18 protein-coding genes are annotated in these 20,214 nt (G+C 52.2%); 4 read left to right on the top strand and 14 right to left on the bottom strand.

Features of this window, described 5'->3' with window-relative positions:
- Positions 1 to 62: 62 nt before the first annotated feature.
- From L4174_RS22735 to L4174_RS22725, 3 genes are all read left to right on the top strand, one after another.
- Entirely contained in the window at positions 63 to 983 is a 921-nt protein-coding gene (locus L4174_RS22735) for a LysR substrate-binding domain-containing protein (RefSeq protein ID WP_248142979.1), read from the top strand.
- Between the two features lie 269 nt (positions 984 to 1,252).
- Positions 1,253 to 1,888: a recombinase family protein gene (locus tag L4174_RS22730; protein WP_248142980.1), complete on the top strand. Its 636-nt coding sequence runs from the start codon at positions 1,253 to 1,255 to the stop codon at positions 1,886 to 1,888.
- Between the two features lie 27 nt (positions 1,889 to 1,915).
- The gene (locus L4174_RS22725; protein WP_248142981.1) at positions 1,916 to 2,716 is read left to right on the top strand and encodes a siderophore-interacting protein; all 801 of its coding nucleotides are present in this window, start codon (positions 1,916 to 1,918) and stop codon (positions 2,714 to 2,716) included.
- 124 nt (positions 2,717 to 2,840) lie between these two features.
- Here the strand turns inward: L4174_RS22725 and L4174_RS22720 are convergent, their stop codons facing one another.
- The 9 genes from L4174_RS22720 to L4174_RS22680 all read right to left on the bottom strand — a co-directional run bounded on the left by L4174_RS22720 (position 2,841) and on the right by L4174_RS22680 (position 13,212).
- Positions 2,841 to 3,560 carry a GMP synthase gene (locus L4174_RS22720; RefSeq protein WP_248142982.1) on the bottom strand — a complete coding sequence of 240 codons (720 nt, stop codon included), beginning with the start codon at positions 3,558 to 3,560 and terminating at the stop codon, positions 2,841 to 2,843.
- Between the two features lie 21 nt (positions 3,561 to 3,581).
- Positions 3,582 to 4,745, bottom strand: a complete 1,164-nt coding sequence (locus tag L4174_RS22715; RefSeq protein WP_248142983.1) for an iron-containing alcohol dehydrogenase — start codon at positions 4,743 to 4,745, stop codon at positions 3,582 to 3,584.
- A 65-nt stretch (positions 4,746 to 4,810) separates the two neighbouring features.
- Entirely contained in the window at positions 4,811 to 6,202 is a 1,392-nt protein-coding gene (locus L4174_RS22710) for an aldehyde dehydrogenase family protein (RefSeq protein WP_248142984.1), read from the bottom strand.
- A gap of 26 nt (positions 6,203 to 6,228) precedes the next feature.
- On the bottom strand, positions 6,229 to 7,596 hold the full coding sequence (locus L4174_RS22705; RefSeq protein ID WP_248142985.1) for a glutamine synthetase family protein: 1,368 nt from the start codon (positions 7,594 to 7,596) through the stop codon (positions 6,229 to 6,231).
- Between the two features lie 108 nt (positions 7,597 to 7,704).
- On the bottom strand, positions 7,705 to 9,138 hold the full coding sequence (gene eat / locus L4174_RS22700; RefSeq protein WP_248142986.1) for an ethanolamine permease: 1,434 nt from the start codon (positions 9,136 to 9,138) through the stop codon (positions 7,705 to 7,707).
- A 283-nt stretch (positions 9,139 to 9,421) separates the two neighbouring features.
- Positions 9,422 to 10,441 (bottom strand): LysR family transcriptional regulator, encoded by a 1,020-nt coding sequence (locus tag L4174_RS22695; RefSeq protein ID WP_248142988.1) that lies wholly within the window; start codon positions 10,439 to 10,441, stop codon positions 9,422 to 9,424.
- A gap of 207 nt (positions 10,442 to 10,648) precedes the next feature.
- Complete coding sequence (locus tag L4174_RS22690) at positions 10,649 to 11,815, bottom strand: serine hydrolase (RefSeq protein ID WP_248142990.1); 1,167 nt, start codon at positions 11,813 to 11,815, stop codon at positions 10,649 to 10,651.
- A gap of 464 nt (positions 11,816 to 12,279) precedes the next feature.
- On the bottom strand, positions 12,280 to 12,633 hold the full coding sequence (locus L4174_RS22685; protein WP_248143358.1) for a RidA family protein: 354 nt from the start codon (positions 12,631 to 12,633) through the stop codon (positions 12,280 to 12,282).
- Positions 12,634 to 12,666: 33 nt separating this feature from the next.
- Positions 12,667 to 13,212, bottom strand: coding sequence for a 3'-5' exonuclease (locus tag L4174_RS22680; RefSeq protein ID WP_248142991.1), 546 nt, complete (start codon positions 13,210 to 13,212; stop codon positions 12,667 to 12,669).
- Between the two features lie 187 nt (positions 13,213 to 13,399).
- Here L4174_RS22680 and L4174_RS22675 point away from each other — a divergent pair, with 187 nt between their 5' ends.
- Entirely contained in the window at positions 13,400 to 14,185 is a 786-nt protein-coding gene (locus tag L4174_RS22675; protein ID WP_248142993.1) for a helix-turn-helix transcriptional regulator, read from the top strand.
- A 5-nt stretch (positions 14,186 to 14,190) separates the two neighbouring features.
- Here L4174_RS22675 and L4174_RS22670 read toward each other — a convergent pair whose 3' ends face one another.
- The 5 genes from L4174_RS22670 to L4174_RS22650 all read right to left on the bottom strand — a co-directional run bounded on the left by L4174_RS22670 (position 14,191) and on the right by L4174_RS22650 (position 20,193).
- On the bottom strand, positions 14,191 to 15,789 hold the full coding sequence (locus tag L4174_RS22670; RefSeq protein WP_248142995.1) for a bifunctional diguanylate cyclase/phosphodiesterase: 1,599 nt from the start codon (positions 15,787 to 15,789) through the stop codon (positions 14,191 to 14,193).
- Positions 15,790 to 16,075: 286 nt separating this feature from the next.
- Positions 16,076 to 16,846, bottom strand: coding sequence for a PEP-CTERM sorting domain-containing protein (locus L4174_RS22665; protein WP_248142997.1), 771 nt, complete (start codon positions 16,844 to 16,846; stop codon positions 16,076 to 16,078).
- Positions 16,847 to 17,088: 242 nt separating this feature from the next.
- The gene (locus L4174_RS22660; RefSeq protein WP_248142999.1) at positions 17,089 to 17,619 is read right to left on the bottom strand and encodes a copper resistance protein NlpE; all 531 of its coding nucleotides are present in this window, start codon (positions 17,617 to 17,619) and stop codon (positions 17,089 to 17,091) included.
- A gap of 379 nt (positions 17,620 to 17,998) precedes the next feature.
- Positions 17,999 to 19,771, bottom strand: coding sequence for a pilus assembly protein TadG-related protein (locus L4174_RS22655; protein WP_248143001.1), 1,773 nt, complete (start codon positions 19,769 to 19,771; stop codon positions 17,999 to 18,001).
- A gap of 62 nt (positions 19,772 to 19,833) precedes the next feature.
- Positions 19,834 to 20,193 carry a DUF3613 domain-containing protein gene (locus L4174_RS22650; RefSeq protein ID WP_248143002.1) on the bottom strand — a complete coding sequence of 120 codons (360 nt, stop codon included), beginning with the start codon at positions 20,191 to 20,193 and terminating at the stop codon, positions 19,834 to 19,836.
- Between the last annotated feature and the right edge of the window lie 21 nt (positions 20,194 to 20,214).

The following is a 20,214-nucleotide window of genomic DNA, read 5'->3' as shown; positions in this document are numbered from 1 at the left end:
TATGCGTATAATCTTTCCTATCAACGAACGATGATTTATGACACCACCTATAAGCTGAGATTATGGACAATCGCTTACGTCATTTATCCGGGCTGCGTTATTTTGAAGCCGCAGCCCGGCAACAGAGCTACAGCAAAGCCGCTGAAGAGCTTTATGTCAGTCAGGCCGCCGTCAGCCAGAAGATCCGCCAGCTGGAAGAATCACTCGGCTGCAAACTTTTTACCCGACAGGGACGCAATATGATGCTGACCAGCCAGGGCACCAGCCTGTTTTCAGCCGTCTCCAGAGGATTCGAACATATTCTGTCTGGTCTGAATACCATTCAGGCCGAGCCGCTGGAAGGCATGCTGACCGTCAATACCACCCCGTCGTTTGCGGCACGCTGGCTGATGCCCAGACTCTGGAAGTTCACCATGAGTCATCCGAATATTCCGATCCGTGTGTACGCCACCGCCGAATCACCGGAGATGAAATACGGCAATATCGATATTGCCATTCGTCAGGGTTATGACACCGATTTAGGCAATAACCTGACCAAAACCCTGCTGTATGAAGAGGCCGTCTACCCGATCTGCTCGCCTGAACTGGCAGAATCCGTTCAACTGACCCGACCGGAACAGTTATTAGATTGCTGGCTCATCCATGGTGTGGACACCCATAGCTTCACCTGGGAGAAATGGTTCCAGATCGCCGGGGTCACCATGCCCAAAAACAACGTCCAGTGGATGGAAGTCAGCACATTCGATATGGGGCTGAATGCGGTGATCGCCGGCCATGGTGCCTGTTTGGGCACGCTCAGTCTGGCGGGAGATTTTATTGAACGCGGCCTGCTGGTGAAGCCTTTCGACATTGGCATGACCCCCGGCGTCCGCTTCACCCTGTTTTACAGCCAGACTTCACCCCGGATCGCCCGGGCCCAGGCTTTCATCGACTGGCTGCACAATGAAGTCAGACACTTTCAAGCGCAGTCCGCGCTCGTCTGAATTTCCCGCTTTTCCTGTCATCCCCGCCTGCTCTGCCAATTTGAACCGGTCATTCCCGCGCAAGCGGGTTTCCGGTTCGCACCGTACACCTTCTAACTTTTTCGGATATCGCTCTCTTGTTTTCAGAATGGCTCATTTAGTGTTGATCAATTTAATTTGAGCCACTATGATATCCATCAAATGAGCCACACCAAATGAACCATTTATTCATTTGAACCATTCTTTCGTGGTCCTGCAAAAACCACACCGACACAACACAGGAACAACGTATGCCGACGACTTACGGCTACATTCGGCTGTCACCGAAAATGACGGATCCGGATGCTTTCATCCGACAGATGACCGATGCCAGTCCGGACCTCCATCTGTTTCAGGAAACAGGAATGCGCGGGAATGTCCCCGCTGAAGATCGTCCGCAGTACCGTGCCTTGTTTGACCGTCTCAAACCGGGCGATGAACTGGTCGTCCGCTGGGTAACTGATCTGGGTTTTCATTTCGATGCCTGTCATCTGACTATCAGCAATTTGCTGGCCAAAGGCGTGATCATCCATACCCTGAATCAGCCCCTGACATTTCAGCTGGATTGCCCGATCACCGACGCCTTGCTGCGGATGCTGAAAGGCTATGCCAGCTCGCAAACCCAACAACGATTGTGGGCCGCTGAAGCGAGTCGCGGCATCCTCCGGCAAGACCCGTCGGCCTGGAAAGAAAAATTTCGGGGCCGTCGGGCCAATCAGGCACAACACCAGCAGATCGCTAAACTGCTGCAAGCCGGGAAAACGCTGCAAAGTGTGGCGGATGAAGTAGGCGTGAGCATTTCCACGGTCAAACGCGTCAAAGCCAAAATGCAGCAACCGGACCAAGCGGGCCTTGATCGCCACGACCCCTCCTCCTGTAATCCATAAATAAAGAACAATAAAAGGGCACAACACATGCAAAAACGTCTTCAACCCAAAACATTCACCGTCTCAGAAACATTCGATATCAGCCCGAACATGCGCCGTATCGTGCTGACCGGTGAGGATATCCGGCACCTTCCGGCAGACAGTGCCGGGCAATACGTCAAATTGCTGTTCACGCCGGAAGGCAGCACGGACCTGAATACCCTGACCGAAGGTCAGCGTCCGGTGATGCGCACCTACACCATCAGCGAATTTGATACCGTGCAGGGCCGGTTTTCAATCGACTTTGTCAAACATCATCATGGGGACACGGTCGATCAGATGCAGGGCGGATACGCCAGCCACTGGGCCATCCAAGCCCAGGCAGGCGATCAGATTTCCATTGGCGGACCGAACTCGATTCAGGGTCTGACAGAAGACTATGACTGGGTGTTCATCATCGGCGATATGACCGCCTTGCCATCGGTTCAGCTCAAAGCCGCCAGTCTGCCCGCAGATGCCAGAGGCTATGTAGTGCTGGATCTGCACAGTGATGCCGATCTGCCTGCCCTGAAGCTGCCCGCAGGTGTTGAACTGATCCTCAGAACCGGAGATCTCCAGACTGCCCCTTCGCTGGCAGAACGCGTGGCTTCACTGCCGTGGCTGACAGGAAAACCGGCCATCTGGTGTGCCTGTGAATTCAGCAATATGAGAGCCATTCGCCAGCATCTCAGCCAGCAGCCGGAATTCGACCGCAAATCCTGCTATATCAGCAGTTACTGGAAGGCGGGCGTCACCGAGGATGGTCATAAGGTTATCAAACGTGATGACCAGGAGAATTATGACGGCTAATTCACAAGGAATAAGTCACAAGAAAAAAGTTACAACCGATCAGCGACGACGGCAGTGATACCGGCAAAAAACAGCCTGCCCGGCAGAATGCAGGACAGGCTGTGACGTCAGGCTTGGATTACTTTCAGGATGCCTGAAGAAAATCCAGCATCCAGCGGGTGACCCGTTCACTGTCGACCGTTTTCTCCAGCGACGTCAGCCCGTCATCCAGGACTTCAGCAGGCAGGATGTCTTTTCTTGCCAGCATCAGATCCCGGGAATAAGGCTTACTGAACTCCGGGTGCCCCTGAATCCCGAGGAAATGATCGCCGACCTGCATCATGGCATACGGGCAAAAATCGCTTCCGGCCAGCACCACACTGTTTTGCGGCAGTGTAACCACCTGATCCTGATGGCTGACCACCAGCGACAGACTTTCAGGCACCGTCGCAGCACCGTTCACGCCCCGGGGTAACGCCAGCAGCGAATGCGTGGCTACGCCAACCCCCCAGCCCTGCGGTGCCTGAATCACATCGCCCCCCAGCGCTTTGGCAATCAGCTGATGTCCGAAACATATCCCCACCAGCTTTTTGTGGCGTGTATACAGGGACCAGATAAAATCCAGCAACGGCGGGATCCACGGCAAATCATCATTCACGCTGAAGCGACTGCCCGTGGTCATGTAGGCATCACATTCATCCGTATCCGAAGGCAATTCACCGTCCAGTGCCCGGTAAAACACCAGTTCCAGCTTGCTGTCGGCATGATGCAGTAACTGCTCAAACATCGCCGGATAATTCCCGTGTGCCGGCTGCAAATCCTGCCGGACGTCATCGCACTGCAAAATGCCTATTTTCATCTGCATGGTGTCTCCTTGATGTCAGGCTTACGGAAGCCGGCCCGTGACGGCATCGACAAAAATCTGGCTGTATTCTTCCGCCGAGAAGGCAACGGGATTACCCCCGGCCGATGGATCCTGCACGGCCATTTCCCCGACCCGCTGTGCTTCTTCAATGGTGATGTCGATTTCTGCCAGCGTCTGCGGAATCTTCAGCTCGGCACGGAAGTCCAGCACCCAGTGAAGGAAAGCATCAAAACCGGGCTCAGGCAGATCCAGATAACGGGCCAGATCCGTGATCCGGTCTTCAATCGCATGGCGGTTGGCCGCCAGCACATAAGGCATCAGGATCGCATTCAGCAGACCGTGGTGCTTGTCATACAAGGCGCCCAGTGTATGCGCGATGGCGTGCATGCCGCCCAGCCCACGCTGAAAAGCCGTTGCTCCCATGCTAGACGCCACCAGCATCTGGGTCCGGGCTTCAATATCTTCACCATTCGCCACGGCCTGCGGCAGATAGGTTTTGATCAGCCGGATCCCTTCCAGTGCAATTCCTTCTGCCATCGGGTGATAGCCAGGGGCACAGAAGGCTTCCAGATTATGGGACAGTGCATCCATCCCGGTTGCGGCCGTAATATGCGGCGGCAGACCAACGGTCACTTTCGGGTCAAGCAACACACGAACCGGCAGCATCTTCGGATGGAAAATGATCTTTTTGACATGATTGGCCGTATCGGTGATCACCGAGGCGCGTCCTACTTCAGAACCGGTTCCGGCGGTGGTCGGAATTGCGATCACTGGTGCAATGGCAGCGGCATTGGCCTGAAGCCAGTTATCACCCACATCCTCAAACGCCCACAGCGGCAGGGACTGTCCCGCCATCAGCGCAATGGCCTTGGCCGCATCCAGACTGGAACCACCGCCAAATGCAATCACCCCGTCAAAACCACCCTGACGATACACCGACAGACCATCTTCGACGTTTTCTCCGGTCGGATTGCCCTGAATCCGGCTGAACACCTCACAGGCAATCCCGGCTTCCCGGCACAACGCAACCGTTTCAGACACCATGGGCAACTCCGCCAGACCGGGGTCCGTCACCAGCAGGGCTTTGCGGATCCCTGCGCCATGACACGCCTGTGCAATCTGATAGAGACAGCCTTCGCCGACCGTCATCGGTGTCGGGTAATTCCAGTTTCCTTGTAATGCCATCTTGCTCTCCTTGTGGCCACTCCGTCACCAAGCACAGAGCGGCACATTTTCTGAAATACGATGAATTAGCCCAGCGTCTTGATATGGAACGACTTCGGACGGGTCAGCGCCTCAAAACCGAGCACGGACAGCGTGCAGCCGCGGCCGGATTGTTTCACCCCGGTCCAGGCCAGCGCCGGATCCAGATAGTCACACCGGTTGATAAAGAACGTCCCGGTCTCCAGCTGTTCGCCCAGCGTGATCCCAGTGTTGATGTCCTGTGTGAAAATACTGGCAGTCAGGCCGAAATCGCTGTCGTTCATCAGGGTGATGGCTTCTTCGTCACTGCTGACCTTCATGATGCCCACCACAGGGCCAAAGGATTCTTCGTGCATCACCCGCATCGAATGATCCACCTGCGTCAGAATCTGCGGTGCCAGATAAGGCGTCCCGGCCAGACTGAGCGGAAAGTTTTTCTCGTCGATATGGGCCACGGCCCCCTGAGCAACCGCGTCTTCAATCTGTCCCCGGACAAAATCGGCTGCACTGGCACGGACCAGCGGCCCGAGAGTGGTGTCCGGATCATCAGATCGGCCCAGCGTGTACTGGTTGACGATCGCGACCGCTTTCTCAACAAAGGCATCATAAACCGATGCATGCACATAAATCCGCTCAATACCGCAGCAGGACTGACCGCTGTTAAAGAAGGCGCCGTCAATGGCCGTTTCGGCGGCATAATCCAGATCGGCATCGGCGCGGATATATGCCGGGTCCTTGCCGCCCAGCTCCAGTCCGACCCCGATAAAGCGTCCGGCAACCGCCTGTTCGACATGCGCACCGGCAGGCACCGACCCGGTGAACGCGACATGACTGATCTGCGCTGATTGAATCAGCGCTGTGGTGTCGTCATGACTGAGATGCAGATACTGGAACACCCCTTCCGGCAGTCCGGCGGCATCAAATGCGGCCTTCAGACGCTCCGCACACAGCGGCGTCTGGGCCGAGTGCTTCAGGATGACACTGTTACCCGCCAGCAGGGCCGGTACGATGCTGTTCACTGCCGTCAGATACGGATAGTTCCAGGGTGCAATCACCGCAACCACACCCACAGGTTCACGTCGGATATACCGGGTAAATCCGGGCTTGTCCGGCAAGGTAACCGGGGCCAGCGCTGTCTCACTGGCTTCAATCATATATCGGGCACGCTCGGCCAGACCGGCGACTTCCCCTTTGGCATAACGGACCGGACGTCCCATCTGCCAGCTGATTTCCAGACCGATATCCGCCTGATGGGCTTCAAACCATTCGACGGCTTTCGCGCAGATGGCCTGACGCTCTGCCAGGTCTGTACCGGCCCAGTTTTTCTGTGCGCGTTGTGCCAGCTTCAGCGCCTGCTGAATCTCCGTCTGTGAGGCGAGCGGCCGGGTCACATACACACTGCCGTCAACCGGCGAAATTGTTTGCTGCATGGTTGTCATTGCAAGTCTTCCTCAGGTTTGTTGACCTAGATAATTTCGAAGTAGCGGTCCATTTCCCAGTCCGTCACATGTTTTCTGAATTCACGCTCTTCCCACTCACGGGTGGCCGCAAAATGATCGACAAACTCATCTCCAAACATAGTACGGGCCGCTTCCGACTGCCTGAATCGCTGCGCGGCTTCCCACAAAGTACGGGGCAGCTGCAGCTCCGGCGCATGAGGCTGTTCATAGGCATTGCCTTTTACCTGTTCAAAGGGTTCCCATTCCTGAAGGATGCCGTACAGACCGGAAGCAACCGCAGCCGCCAGTGCCAGATAAGGGTTGGCATCTGCCGCGCCGAGGCGGTGCTCAATGCGTTGCGACTTCTCACTGCCGGGGATCACCCGCAGCGCCGTGGTGCGGTTTTCCACGCCCCAGGTCGCATCGGTCGGGGCCCAGAAGCCCGGGATCATGCGGGTATAACTATTAATGGTCGGCGCAATCAGACACAGAAACTCCGGCATCAGGCGTTGCTGTCCCGCCAGAAAATGACGTTGGACCTTGCTCATGTTGTGGGTTTGCGATGGGTCGAAGAAAGCCGAAGAACCGTCTTTGTTTTTCAGCGAAATGTGGATATGCCCGCTTTGTCCGGGATAGTCGCCTGACCATTTCGCCATGAATGTCGCCATCAGCTCACGTTTCTGTGCCAGCACCTTCATGAAGGTTTTGAACAACGCGGCTTTATCTGCGGCCGCTTCAGCACCGTCGACGCCAATGGCGGCTTCCAGCACGCCCGGTCCGGTTTCGGAGTGAATGCCCTCGATCGGGAAGTCCATCTGCTCCCCCATTTCCAGAATTGCGTGATACAAATCTGAATGGACTGAATTGCGGATCATTGAATAGCCAAACCAGTCCGGCGTAATGGGTTCGAGATTGCGAAAGCCTTTTTCACGGGCCGAATGCGGTGTTTCGTTAAACACAAAGAACTCGTACTCCAACGCAGAAAACACATCGAAACCCATAGCATCGGCTTTTTGCAGCACCCGGCGCAGGGTACCGCGCGGGCAGACTTTTTCGGCCTCTTCCGTAAACTCTGCAATAAACAGCAGCATGCCGTCTTCCCCATACACATCACGGCAGGTATGGGGCAGAATCCGCACCGGCGCATCCGGGTAGCCGGTATGCCAGCCGGTGTAACTCGCGTTATCGTACAGCTGGTCTTTGGAATCCCAGCCCAGAACCACATCACAGAAAGCAAACCCTTTTTCCAGTGAGGAAAAGAATTTCGATTTCGCCATATATTTACCGCGCATGATGCCGTCATTATCGAACAGCCCGACTTTGACATGTGTCAGACCCCGTTCCTCAACAATGGCCATTGCGTCCGCAATCGTCTTCACTTCTCTGGCTTCCATGTGTACCTCTCTTGATCTCTCTTGATAAAGATGGCTCGTACCTGAGCCGTGTGCTCAATGATTCAGTCCGGACACGTTCGCTCGTCACGCGTCCGGATATCCGGTGAATTAGCTGAGTTCAGACTCAGCACTGGAAATCAGGTCAAACTCTTCTTCCGGCGCATTCGCCACAATCCGGTGGCGGCTGTACAGGGCGAAGTAAGTCAGCATCACGGCATAGAAGAGTGCCGACCACAACGCCGCCTGCAGGCTCACCACAAAGGTGGATGCCAGTGCCACTAACGACAGCACCAGTGCAATACCGGACGTCAGCGTGCCCCCCGGTGTTTTGTAAGGACGCGCCAGTTCCGGCTCTTTACGGCGCAGCAAGATATGAGACAGACTCATCAGGGCATAAGACACGGTCGCACCGAATACCGCCATGGTGATCATCAGATCGCCCTCGCCGGACAGGGACAGCAGAAAACCAATCACACCGGGGACAATCAGCGCCCAGACCGGCACTTTTCGCTCACCGGACAGGGACAGGAAACGGGGCAGATAACCGGCCCGGGACAGGGCAAACACCTGACGGGAATACGCATAAATAATCGAGAAAAAGCTGGCAATAAGACCGAACAGACCGACAACGTTCACAAATTTGGCAGCGAGAGAATCTGTGCCGTAAACTGCCTGCAAAGCCCCAACAAGTGGCGCGCTGTGAGATTTCATCGCCTCAGCACCGGCTCCGCCCGGGACCAGAATCAGCACCACAGCAGCAAAGACAATCAGCAGCAGCATGGAAGCGATAATCCCGCGCGGCATGTCTTTTGCCGGGTTGGTCGCTTCTTCTGCAGCCAGCGGGACGCCTTCAACCGCCAGAAACAGCCACATCGCAAACGGCAGTGCCGCCCAGATTCCGAGATAACCTTCCGGTAAAAATACGCTGGCACCCGCGACATCAGCTTGAACAGGGATATCAAAAAGGTTGTTGATGTCGAAGTGCGGCAGCATGCCCAGCGCAAACACGATAATCGCAATCACGGCCAGAATCGTGATACCCATCATGATCCGCAGTGCTTCACCGGCGCCCCAGAGATGAATTCCAACGAAGACGCAGTAGAAGACGGCATACACCACCGGGCCATCGATGCCAATCAGTTCGTTGACGTAGCCGCCAATGAAGATTGCAATCGCCGCCGGTGCAATGGCATATTCCAGCAAAATCGCGGTTCCGGTCAGAAAACCGCCCCAGGGCCCCATCGCCCGCCGGGCAAAACTGTAGCCGCCGCCGGCAGTTGGAATGGAAGATGACATTTCGGCCAGACTGAGAATCAGGCACAGATACATCAGCCCCATCACAATGGTTGCCAGCAACATGCCACCGAAACCAGCACGTTCCAGGCCAAAGTTCCAGCCGGCAAAATCGCCGGAAATCACATAAGACACCCCAAGACTGGCCAGAAGCACCCACCCGGCAACGCCTTTTTTGAGCTGTCGTTTACTTAAGTAATCGTCAGAGACGGTGTTATTTTCGACTGCTTGATAATTGCTGTCAGACATCACTGTTCCTCTTCAACGGTAATAAAGTCAAATCGCATCTCTTGTTACAACTTTGTTAACTTAAATGCGATTGAACAACCCCGACAACAAGAATCAGTTCTGCTAACAGTGCGGCATAAATTTTTTTAATAGTGATGATCGGCCAACTCAAAAAACCAATAAATTCATTGAGTAACAGACAAAAACATAACAAGCATCAAAGACATCGGGCTCTGTATCTGATTCCCGCCTGCGCAAAATGCGCAGACGCTTTGCGCCTCAATCGTTCCAGTCGGAAACCATATCACCCGGCATAAAACTCGTGTTCCAGCCAGGGCAGTTCATCCCGGATCCTGGGTAAAAAGTTTTCATTGATAATCTGGCGGCTGTCGTTTGCCAGAATCTGCGGCAGATTTCCTAACTCATGATGACGGCTGACCAGCGTCAGATTCCGAAAGAAAGGTTCATCGCCGGGCAACGGCAGACAGGTGAGTTTGTCGCGGATCGGCCCGCACTGAAACAGACAAAGTGGTGTGGTGATGGTCCAGCCCAGACCGGCAGCAACACTGGTGAGCACCGCAAAAGTATTATCCAGCTGCATCCTGACCGGCACATTTAAGTTCTGCCGCCGCAAATAGCGTTCAATCGTGACCCCAATCAGCGAATCGCTGGTGTAGCGGACAAAATCCAGTCGATTCACCACCTGATGCAACTGCTGAAACTGAGCCGTAAACAAGTTCGGGATTACCAGGACAAAGGGTTCACGCAGAATCCGGTGGCGACTGAGGTGTTCATGATTGTCCAGCGCATCATCAGAAATAATGATATCGACGCTGCGGGACAACAGCGACTGGGCATGCATATGGGATCGGCCCGTACTGATGCGCCAGTTCTCGGTATGACGTTTGATCACTTCAACCAGGGGTTGCCCGAGCGAGGTTGCCAGTGAATCAACCATGGCAATTCGCAGCAGATGCAACTTCTGAAAATTGCCCTGAGTCATCACCCCGTGGGTTTTCTCCGCTTCGGCCAGCAAATGGCAGGACTGATCGTAAAAATATCGCCCGGCAACCGTCAGCTCGACAGGCCGGACACTGCGATCCAGCAGAGCCACATTGAGATTCTGCTCTAAGGCTGAGAGTGTTTGCGACACTGAAGACTGGGTCAGCCCGAGCTGAGTCGCAGCCATCGTCATATTGCCGGTCTGGGCCGTGGCGACAAAGACTTCGAGTGAACGAAGATCAAATCCGAATCCTTTCAAATCAGCCATCCTTCTGAACTGCCGGAATGCGTCTAAGGTTCTGGTGGCATGACTTCCTGTCATGCGCCATTCCGTTTGTGGCATCTGTCTTGTGACATGCGCTCTTGTGACATACATGACTTCCTGCAAGGGGAACAGCATCAGCAGAAACATCACGCAAAGGTATAATTTACAAATAAAAATACCTAAATATCAAACTCATCAGTGATATTTGCGTGTTCAATGGCGTGAGTGGTTGTTCAGTCACTTACAAAGCGACCTGAACAGACTTCAGCGATTCGGAATGTACGCCACTTTTTCCATCCCGATTGCCGGTAAGATGTAGTCAGCCAGCAACTGTAATGGAAAATCTTCATCCTGATTGAAATAAGCGCCTGATGTCATGGCAAACACCAGATTCAACTCGGGCACTACAAACATCTCTTGCCCGCCGCTGCCGCGCATGGCTGCAACCGAGACCCGCTTTCCGTTTGACTGAATCAATGGCAGCCACCAGTTGTAGCCATATTCGATGGATTTCCACGACCAGAACTTCCCGCGCGGCATGAAACTTTGTTTCACCCATTGCGGAGACAAAAGCTGCTGCCCGTGCCACTCCCCAAGATTTAAATAAAGCTGTCCGAGCTTGGCTAAATCACGGGTTCTGAGATATAAGCCGGATGAACCTAAATACTGGCCTGTCACTTCATGTTCAAACCAGTCGTAATTTGTAATATGAAGCGGCCCGAACAAGGCTTTGTCGGCGTATTCGCGCAGATTCATGCCGGAAACGCGCTCAATAACACCACCCAGTAATACACTGACACCGCCCTGATAAATAAACTTCTCCCCGGGCCGGTATGCCATTTTTTTCTTCAGAATGTATGCGTAAGGATCCGGTGACTGCCACATGTACATGGCATCACTGTGCTGCTCACCCCATTCGGCCCAGTCCAGCCCGACATTGAACATCAGAGCATTTTCCAGCGTGACATCGGCTTTATGCGGCAAATCCGCAATCGCTTCGTTCTGGTAAAAACTGAACAACGACTGATTCAGGCTGGTGATTTCCCCCGATTGCAGCAGCGTTCCCAACAGAGTCGCGGTCACCGTTTTGGTCACGGAACGCATTTGATGGGCTGTATCCGGCCCGGGCGGGTAATGCGTGGGCATGGGCGTTCCCGTCGGTGTATTCGCCGCCGGATAATACTGTTCAAACACCAGTTGCCCGTCTTTGGCAATCAAAAGCGAATGAACATTTTTACGCTTACTTCTGCTCACGAACTGGTGCAGCTTGACCAGCTTCTCTTCATCAAACCCTGATGCATGCGGTTCATTCGTCGGCCAGTCGCTTTGCTGTGACGACTGAACCCAGCTGAAGTTACTCATATCAACATAGTTCAGCTGATAGAACGAAAACGCAATCAACCCCAGTCCAATCAATATCAATTTCTTCACGATCCCTCCCGATACGGATGATCACCGAGCCATCGCAACAGCCTGATACAAGCCAGCCTCAATATTGATCAGAAAAACGACGCCATCCCTGAAAGCTCATCTACTCTGAAAAGATGAGAAAACATCGCCTTATACAACCCCCTGCCATTCACCACCAGGATCTCAATGATTGAATTCACTATCTCATTCTGTTTTCTTTCATTAATTTAATTGATGTCACGTATTGGCGTTGAAACTGAAACAGACACGAAGACAACCAAATAAGCATTGAAATATCGGGTAACTCATCAAGATACTGATACTGAAAATCAATGAGGTAAATGGCGATTCAGCGAATGGTGAGGCTGAAAATGAATGCTCTGAAAATATGTATTTCGAACATCAGTGAAGTTAAGTGAAGTGAGCAGAAAAGAAAAACACAGAAAAACCTGCCACCGTCTGTCAGGCAATGGCAGGCAAAGAAATTACTGTCCGGCGGCCGCGACGAAGGCAATTTCGACCAGATAATCCGGGTCAGCCAGTTCGACTTTCACACAGGCGCGGCTTGGTGCGGCGCCTTCTGGTAACCAGGCATCCCAGGCGGCGTTGAAAGCGTCAAGATTTGCCCAGTCGGTGATGTAAATGGTCACAGACAGAATGCGGGATTTATCGCTGCCGACCGTCGCCAGCATTGCCTCAGCCTGTGCAAAGACCTGCTGCGCCTGGCCGATGATATCAGCGCTGGTGTCTGACTCCGGCACTTCCACAAAGTGGGCAATCCCGTTAAAAACGGTGACATCAGACCAACGCTGGGTCGGGTTAATACGCTGAATATTCATCATGTTTCCTTTTATCAATCCAAAACCACGCCGTTATTTTTCCGCCGGGCAAAGCATCACACGCGCCAGACGGGCCAGGTTATAAGCATCGACATAACCGGAGTGCTGGCGCCCTTCCCACTCCAGCCCGCTCATGTTCATAGCAGCGCGCAGCCCGATTCGCTTATTCTGCACATGCGGCTGCAGTTTGAATAAGGTTGCCAGGTTGAGGTATTCCCGGAAAGGCACATCCAACCCTTTGGCTTTGCACTCCGCACGCAGGATGGCGTCATCACGGCCCCACGCCGCATAGATTTTATGACGGCCGCCAAACTTCTGCTCCACCGCTTTCAGAATACTCGCCAGCGGCTTACCGTTCTGAGCCACCACTTCTGGCTTGATACCGGTCAGTTCAGTGCAAAAAGGCGAGATTTCATCAGATTCAGGCTGAACATAATATTGCGCCCGGCGGGAAATCGTGCCCTTTTCCAGATTCAGCTCAGCAACGCCGATCTCAATGATTTCGCCCGTACGGCCCATGCCGTCTTCATTCCAGCAACACATTTCAAGATCAAAACAAACGATGCGGTTGTAATTCATGTGGTTCCCAAATCCGTCATACCAAACTCAATCATTCGCACCTTAGGGGTGACTTACCAATACTGACGATGATTCAGTCTCAAACAAGGCGGCGAAGCATAGCATGTCTGGCGACGGTCTTCAGCCCCTTGCCAACAACAGCAGGTCGGATTTACTCTTGCGGATTACGATGACTCCGGAAGCCTGTATGAAAAACGTCTACCGCCCTCTGTTTGATGATCACAATCCGCCCGGCGAGGTGTTTTTCGGTCATCAGGCGTTTTTACCGCATACCACAACGCCCAGACACAAACACCCCTGGGGGCAGTTACAACTGATCAGTGGCGGGATATTAGAGCTGAACGCGGAAGGAAAACGGTTTTTATCGCCCTCGCAGTATGCCATCTGGATACCGCCCGGCATCGAACATGAAAGTTATATGCGCCGCAGTATGAATTACTGCTCGATGAATATCATCATGCCGCTGGCAGAACAGTTGCCGGATTTCCCCTGCCTGCTGGAAGTCACGCCAATCATTGAGGCCATCATCAATGAATTGCGTCACAGGCAGCTGCAGGTCGCGGAAACAGACGAAGATGAACGCCTCATTGCCGTGTTACTGGATCAATTGAAACAGACACGGATTCATGAACAATTTCTGCCCAGCAGTGAAGACAAGCTGCTTCAGCCGATTTTACGGTCACTGGAGAAAAACCCGACGGACAACACCACGCTGGCAGAATGGGCGAAGAAACTGCATACCACGGAGCGAACCCTGGCCCGACACTGCCAGGATAAGCTCGGCATGAGTTTCATTGAATGGCGGCAGCGAAGAAAATTTATCTACTCGCTGCACTTACTGAGGAAAGGTTTATCCGTGAAGGAGATTGCGCTGACACTGGGTTATCACCAGGCATCTCCTTTTATCAGCCTGTTTAAAAAGCACGCGCAATGTACCCCGGAGCAATACCGGCAAAAACAAAGCCGTCAGTGAGGGCTTCAGTGGCCCATCGCATCCGGCAGATTCACGAGCAGACGGCCTGCCGCATGGCGGCTGAGCGGATGGCCCAGCAGGAATCCCTGTCCCTGCTGACATCCCAGTGAAGACACCATCGCCAACTGAATTTCATCTTCAATCCCCACAACCGAAACCTGCATCCCCAGACTTTCACTCATTCCCACCACGGACTGAATCAGGGCTTTGTTGGTCTCAGAGCCCGGCAGCGTACCCACACAGGCGCGGGCAATCTTCACTTTATCGAACGGGAAGTCCCGCATGATCGTCAGACAGGCATTGCCGTTGCCAAAATCATCCAGTACCAGCCCGACACCAATGTGTTTCAGATCCTGCATGATCGCCAGAACCTGATGCGGGTCCTGCTGTACAGTCTGAGCCGTGAGCTCGATTTCCAGCCGGGAAGGTTCCAGTCCGGATTCTTTGAGCGCCTGAGAAACTGAATAGCAAAAGGTGTCGTGTTTAAGCTGCTGAACAGAGACATTCACCGAAACCGTGGTTTCTTCCGGCCAGTCCATGGCTGCAACACAGGCTTGTTTCAGAACCCAGTCACCCAGTACCTGAATCAGACCGGCATCTTCTGCCACAGGAATAAATTCTTTGGATGAAACCATGCCTTCTCGCTGATGGCGCCAGCGAAGCAGGGCTTCAAATCCCTGCAACTGACGGCTCTTCAGAGCAAACACCGGCTGGTAATAAGGTTCGAGCAAATCCTGAGCGATCGCTTTTCGCAAGTCGCGTTCCAGTAACTGGCGCTGTTTGAGTTGATCATCCATCCGGGTATCAAAGAAACAGAAGGTCGAGCCGCCGTCCATTTTGGCCCGGTACATCGCCGTATCTGCTGCCCGTAATAAATCGACCGGTTCAATATCATGGTTCGACATCGCAATCCCGATGCTGACGCCCGCCATGATCTGCTGTCCCCGAATGTGGTACGGCTCAGACATGGCTTTGATGATCCGCGATGCCAGTGCAGAAGCTTCATCCGGTTCCTGTCCGCCCACATGGATGAGCGCGAATTCATCTCCGCCCAGCCGGGCAATGGTATCGTGCATCCGCAGCAGATGTTTCAGGCGGCCCGCAGTCGCCACCAGCAGTTCATCGCCGACAATATGGCCATAGGCATCATTGATCTGTTTGAATTTGTTCAGGTCCATCATCAGGACCGCGACACAGGCGTCGTTGTCACCCGCGTGTTGTAATGCTTTTTGGAGCTGTTCTGAAAAATACAGCCGGTTTGGCAGCTCGGTCAGCGGATCATGCATTGCCAGTTTATACATGGCGGCTTTGTCGCGCTCACCCGCTTTCAGTTGGTGGCGCATTGAACGCAGGCGCTTCCAGCTCAGTGCGACCAATGCCACAGGAAGTACGAAAAGAAGCGAAATAATCGCGCCCAGCCCAAAGTTCTGATACTGCATCACCCATTGCGTGAATCGCTCGAAAAACTCGAACTGGGTAGCCAGTAGCACCCAAACAACGGCAAAAACAGACAGCTTGGCTAATGTTCTTTTCAGAAACAGTGAATGAAATAACGATAAGATACCAGCCTCACGACCAGCCCTACCCTGCGCAGATTGACTCATAAACGGATTACCTCGTCCCAAATATCACTGTCACGTGATCACTCATCGGAAATCTGTGATTGCTGTTCTCTTTTTGTTTTCCATGAAGAGATTTTTAGTTAACACGATCACATTAACGTGAAAATGACACTTTCATTTTAGGCAAATTTCCTCCTGATGTGGCACTTCTTTGTGAACAATTTCGTGATATCGCTGCAACTCCTTACAGCCATTCAATAAAAAAACCGGCGTGCATCTTGCTACGCCGGAATATATGAATCACTGAGGTTCATACGGATAGTTGTGTTCAGGCCATCATTGGCTCATTTTTTATGATGTGTTTACGGCGCTGGCGCCATCCCAGCATCCCAAGACCTGTGGTCAGTAACAGCAGACTGGCAGGTTCAGGAACAGGATTCGGATAGCAGGGACCGTCATGGCCATACGTATCGTTATAGTCGATACCGGCGATATAAAAATCAGACAGCAGTGTCGCAGAAATCACAAGATGGCTGACATTGTCTTCGTCATCTAAGTCCCAGTATGAGCCATCCCAGTTGAATGCGTTTGGCGTCAGCACATTCAGCAGGGAAGGCAGACCCAGCAGATTCACATTCATGCCAAGTTCTAACTCAGGAAAACCGTCATCAAACATAAGGGCTGTGCCGGATTCCAGCAGATTATAGTGATTCAGGTAAAGGCCGTTCAACGTCACAGGCTCAGCAAAACTCAGCACCACAAATTCCCAGGCGTCAATTTTGTCATCATCATCGAGCAGGGCTTCAGCAATCACTTCAATCGGGGTCGGGAGAGTATCCACACCAATCCCCTGTGTTGGCGTATGCGACAACTGGACCCGGTTTGGATTCCCAGTGACCAGAGAACCTTCAGAAAACAGCCCATCAGTATCCAGAAAATATCGCCAGGCAGAAAAAGTAATGTCGCCAACGGTTGCAGACTGATTTCCATCCAGCACAGAGTATGGGTTCCCGGTAAAATCAATCTGTGTCGCCGAGACACTCATTGAGCCCCCCAGCAAACCCAGGGCAAGCAGCCCGGTTTGAATTATCGTTTTCATGGTGTTGCTCCCTACCGTGTTGAAAATTGAAGTTGTGTTCGCAACAGGAAGGTGCATCTTGTATGCCAAGTCATACTTGACTGAAATGCAATGAGTTTTACAGACTGAGTTCACTCATTGTAAAAAAGGCCGACAAAATTCGGGATACTTCAGGCGGGCATGTAAAATTTACTGACGTCAAATCAGACAAACAGGCCGGAATTTTTGATTCACGGCCCGTTGATTCGATAAAACAGGGAGAATTATTGAGTACGCTGCTTACTCAGGACATACATATCGGCCAGTTCCCCGGTAATACGATGCCCCTCACGATCTAACCGGAACAACTGATTTTCACCCACGAAGAACTGAATATCATCACCACTGTCGTTGGTTAACGTGATGGTATTTCCGGCATCGTTCCAGGTGAAACTTCCCTGATGACTGAACTGGCCCTGATCATCGGCTCCCAGATAAGTCTCTGTCAGAGAGAAAGTACCATCCAGATTCAGCACCAGCACGGTTTCAATACCGGCACAGTCTGCACAAGGAATGGTGCCGGCATAAGTCCCGTTCCAGTCCAGCGAATTCCGGGCATTATGCTCTGTGTCTACATAAGCAAACTCGGGCTGCGTTTCATTCTGAGCCGAATCAGAAGCCACTTCTGTCACTGATTCCGGTTCCGATTTCATTTTCTGAGCCTGTTCACTTTCAGATGAGGTTTGTTCACACCCGACAAGAACCGCTGCCAGCCCCATACCCACAGCAAGAGTTAACAGTCGCTTCGTATTCATACTTTCTCCTGATCCTGACTCAAACGGCCTGAGAGCGATCCTGAGACACCCGGCCCTTTAAACCCGTCGAACATACTGAAAAACCAGACCGCTTAACCGGCCTGACTCGTGATGTGTGATTGGACTCGGAATGATTGAAAAAGTGCCCAAGAATTCATACCACAGTTCAACGGCATCATCATGCAACCAAAAGCGGTGAGCAAAAACAGGATTGTGGGTGTGCAATCGGTTTAATTGTTAAAAGGAAATCTTTCAATTCTTTATCAAAGGCAGTGTCTTTGGATCTGATCCACTCCAGCACTATCGCCGCGTTGGTTATTCCAGTCGACCGCTTCCTGCGTCTCCATCTGAGAAGTCATTGCACCATGCATGTACGGGGTTACTGAATTAAACCGCCACCATCAACATCAATTGATGAAACGAAAACATCTGCCGTGCCGACTTGAATCCCTAAAAGATTTAGTAGCGGGTCTAAAACTTGTTGGCTCACTAATAAAATCACAGGTGATAATAAATCAGATATCATCCCACTAATAGTAGTATTAACTAAATAATCTACTGCATCATCCAGACCTAGGCTACCCAAGCCAGATTTAATTTCAGTATCCACATGAATGATATTTTCGTTAGATAATAAACTATCTAAATTGTCTGAAACTTCTTCAGTTAATGAATAGACACTTGGTATATCACCATGAGCTGCATTAACAATCAGGGGGATTCCAGAACCATCTGTTTTTTCAACATTTGCACTGAGCTTAACATCTAAGCCAACCAATCCAGACAAAACTTCTGCAGATAATTTTGCGGGCTGGTCTACATCACTTCGACTTCCCAATTTCACCGAAGCTAACGCAGGCGTCACATCAAACATTAATTGGTAGCCATCTGAAGTACAATTCGTCATATCTAACAACTCGGCATTCGCTTTCGCTGCATCGACGGCTAACCCAAAAGAAAGATCAGTGTCTAAAATTCCGGGAAGGGAAAGAAGATTCAGCGGTAAATCTAATCCAACTTTCAACCGAACCTGAGCTGTTTCTACTTTTGTTCCAGGCTGTTCATCTGTAACCGGTAAAACCCCAACTGTAAATTTAGGTGGCTCTATAATTGTTGCATCAACAGTCACCCCCAGTTGCCCCAGCCCCAACAAACCCGTGTCTACATTTAAATCATCAATTTCTATCGCATGGTTTCCATTCGCCGCATAAATCGCCGCTGAAACCAAATCAAACAAAGTAATTTTACTGGCCAGCGCAGCACGGTGGATCTCATCATTCATGGCATCGTTTGAGCCTGCCGCCAGCTGAATAATGTCTGACAGGGTCAGCGACAGAGCGGAAACCTTCGCCAGACTATCCAACTGGGTGAGTGCAGGCAATACATCCGCATCCAGCACCGCATATTCACTCACCGCCTGAATATTGGCTTCAATGAACTGTGCAACCGTCAGATGTGTGTCTAAAATGCCCTCTACTGTACCGGCAGATACATCCACTGCCAGCAAGCCCATATCATTCATTGCGCTGAGCAGCCCGGCCAAACGTACCTGAGTGTCTGCCAGCCCCTGATAAGATCCCACTGACAGCTCGCCTCCGAGCGCAGCTCCCAGCACTGAATTGGTCAGGCCCACATCGATGGTTCGCGACCCCACACCGAACCCGACGGACATTCGCTTCATGACCGTTGCTGATGCCGAGAGTGTGACGCGCTCATCGGAAGTCATTTGAGTCAGGAGACTTGCCGGTACCGTCTTTGTCAGGGTAACTTTCCCGGCAGATTTCACAGAATTATCCGGATCAAACTCCCATCGGGAATCGGCCTGATTGATACTAGCGGCTCCAAACAACACCTCATACTCGTTAGCATCCGGGTCAAATCCATTATTCTTCAGATTCCCTTTCATCAGTGTAATCATCGCCTGCGCTTTATCTTCTGTACTGCCGTCAAGATAGCAGCCGCTTCTGCTGAGCGAGAGCGCCGCCAGATCGGCCTGTTTCTGTAACTGACGTTTTTCCATGTACAACCGGCCGGTATCAACCGCCAGTGACAAAAACAGCACCATGCTGATCATCAGTAAGATCAGCCCCGGCCCGACGGCACCGCGCTGACGAGCCATGGATGACCATTGATCACCGGATGCACGCAACATGATTTTGCTCCTTTCCCTGCGGGGGAATGACAGCCTGAATGAGTGTTTTTCCTGAATGTCAGTTAACTGCCGCTAAAGTCATCTTTAATGAATTTATCCGGAATCGGATGGCTGAAGCTCTGTTGCATCCGCAATTGCGTCGCCTTGGCTGCTTCCGGGGTCAGACTATCGGTCTCAGATGTCGCCATCTGACCGCGCGTCTGGATATTCAGCCAAAGCTGAGTCATGTTTTTACCTTGATGCCGGACAACAGGTTTCAACTGAGCCGTTGCTTTTTCCGGATATTCACTGATCTGACTTTGTGTCTTTTCTGTAAGGTCTTCATTCACCTTTTTCGGCGGGAAAGTTGCTGCATGCCCTGCGGCACTGCTCAGCAAGATGACACTCAGAAAAGCAATCGCAGCTGTGTTTGTCCCTTTCATCCCAGTACTCCTGTCTGTTGA

It is taken from the genome of Photobacterium sp. CCB-ST2H9, from assembly GCF_023151555.2.
GTDB lineage: Bacteria > Pseudomonadota > Gammaproteobacteria > Enterobacterales > Vibrionaceae > Photobacterium.
Note: the sequence above shows the minus strand (reverse complement) of the source record. Positions and strands in the feature narration are given on the sequence as shown.

What these genes read in the sequence shown, in the direction of transcription:
- L4174_RS22680 (WP_248142991.1), bottom strand. Translation starts at nt 13,212, where the DNA reads ATGAATTACAACCGCATCGTTTGTTTTGATCTTGAAATGTGTTGCTGG.
- L4174_RS22675 (WP_248142993.1), top strand. Translation starts at nt 13,400, where the DNA reads ATGAAAAACGTCTACCGCCCTCTGTTTGATGATCACAATCCGCCCGGC.
- L4174_RS22730 (WP_248142980.1), top strand. Translation starts at nt 1,253, where the DNA reads ATGCCGACGACTTACGGCTACATTCGGCTGTCACCGAAAATGACGGAT.
- L4174_RS22735 (WP_248142979.1), top strand. Translation starts at nt 63, where the DNA reads ATGGACAATCGCTTACGTCATTTATCCGGGCTGCGTTATTTTGAAGCC.
- L4174_RS22695 (WP_248142988.1), bottom strand. Translation starts at nt 10,441, where the DNA reads ATGACAGGAAGTCATGCCACCAGAACCTTAGACGCATTCCGGCAGTTC.
- L4174_RS22650 (WP_248143002.1), bottom strand. Translation starts at nt 20,193, where the DNA reads ATGAAAGGGACAAACACAGCTGCGATTGCTTTTCTGAGTGTCATCTTG.
- L4174_RS22685 (WP_248143358.1), bottom strand. Translation starts at nt 12,633, where the DNA reads ATGAATATTCAGCGTATTAACCCGACCCAGCGTTGGTCTGATGTCACC.
- L4174_RS22660 (WP_248142999.1), bottom strand. Translation starts at nt 17,619, where the DNA reads ATGAATACGAAGCGACTGTTAACTCTTGCTGTGGGTATGGGGCTGGCA.
- L4174_RS22670 (WP_248142995.1), bottom strand. Translation starts at nt 15,789, where the DNA reads ATGAGTCAATCTGCGCAGGGTAGGGCTGGTCGTGAGGCTGGTATCTTA.
- L4174_RS22710 (WP_248142984.1), bottom strand. Translation starts at nt 6,202, where the DNA reads ATGACAACCATGCAGCAAACAATTTCGCCGGTTGACGGCAGTGTGTAT.
- L4174_RS22665 (WP_248142997.1), bottom strand. Translation starts at nt 16,846, where the DNA reads ATGAAAACGATAATTCAAACCGGGCTGCTTGCCCTGGGTTTGCTGGGG.
- L4174_RS22715 (WP_248142983.1), bottom strand. Translation starts at nt 4,745, where the DNA reads ATGGCATTACAAGGAAACTGGAATTACCCGACACCGATGACGGTCGGC.
- L4174_RS22720 (WP_248142982.1), bottom strand. Translation starts at nt 3,560, where the DNA reads ATGCAGATGAAAATAGGCATTTTGCAGTGCGATGACGTCCGGCAGGAT.
- L4174_RS22655 (WP_248143001.1), bottom strand. Translation starts at nt 19,771, where the DNA reads ATGTTGCGTGCATCCGGTGATCAATGGTCATCCATGGCTCGTCAGCGC.
- L4174_RS22725 (WP_248142981.1), top strand. Translation starts at nt 1,916, where the DNA reads ATGCAAAAACGTCTTCAACCCAAAACATTCACCGTCTCAGAAACATTC.
- L4174_RS22705 (WP_248142985.1), bottom strand. Translation starts at nt 7,596, where the DNA reads ATGGAAGCCAGAGAAGTGAAGACGATTGCGGACGCAATGGCCATTGTT.
- eat (WP_248142986.1), bottom strand. Translation starts at nt 9,138, where the DNA reads ATGTCTGACAGCAATTATCAAGCAGTCGAAAATAACACCGTCTCTGAC.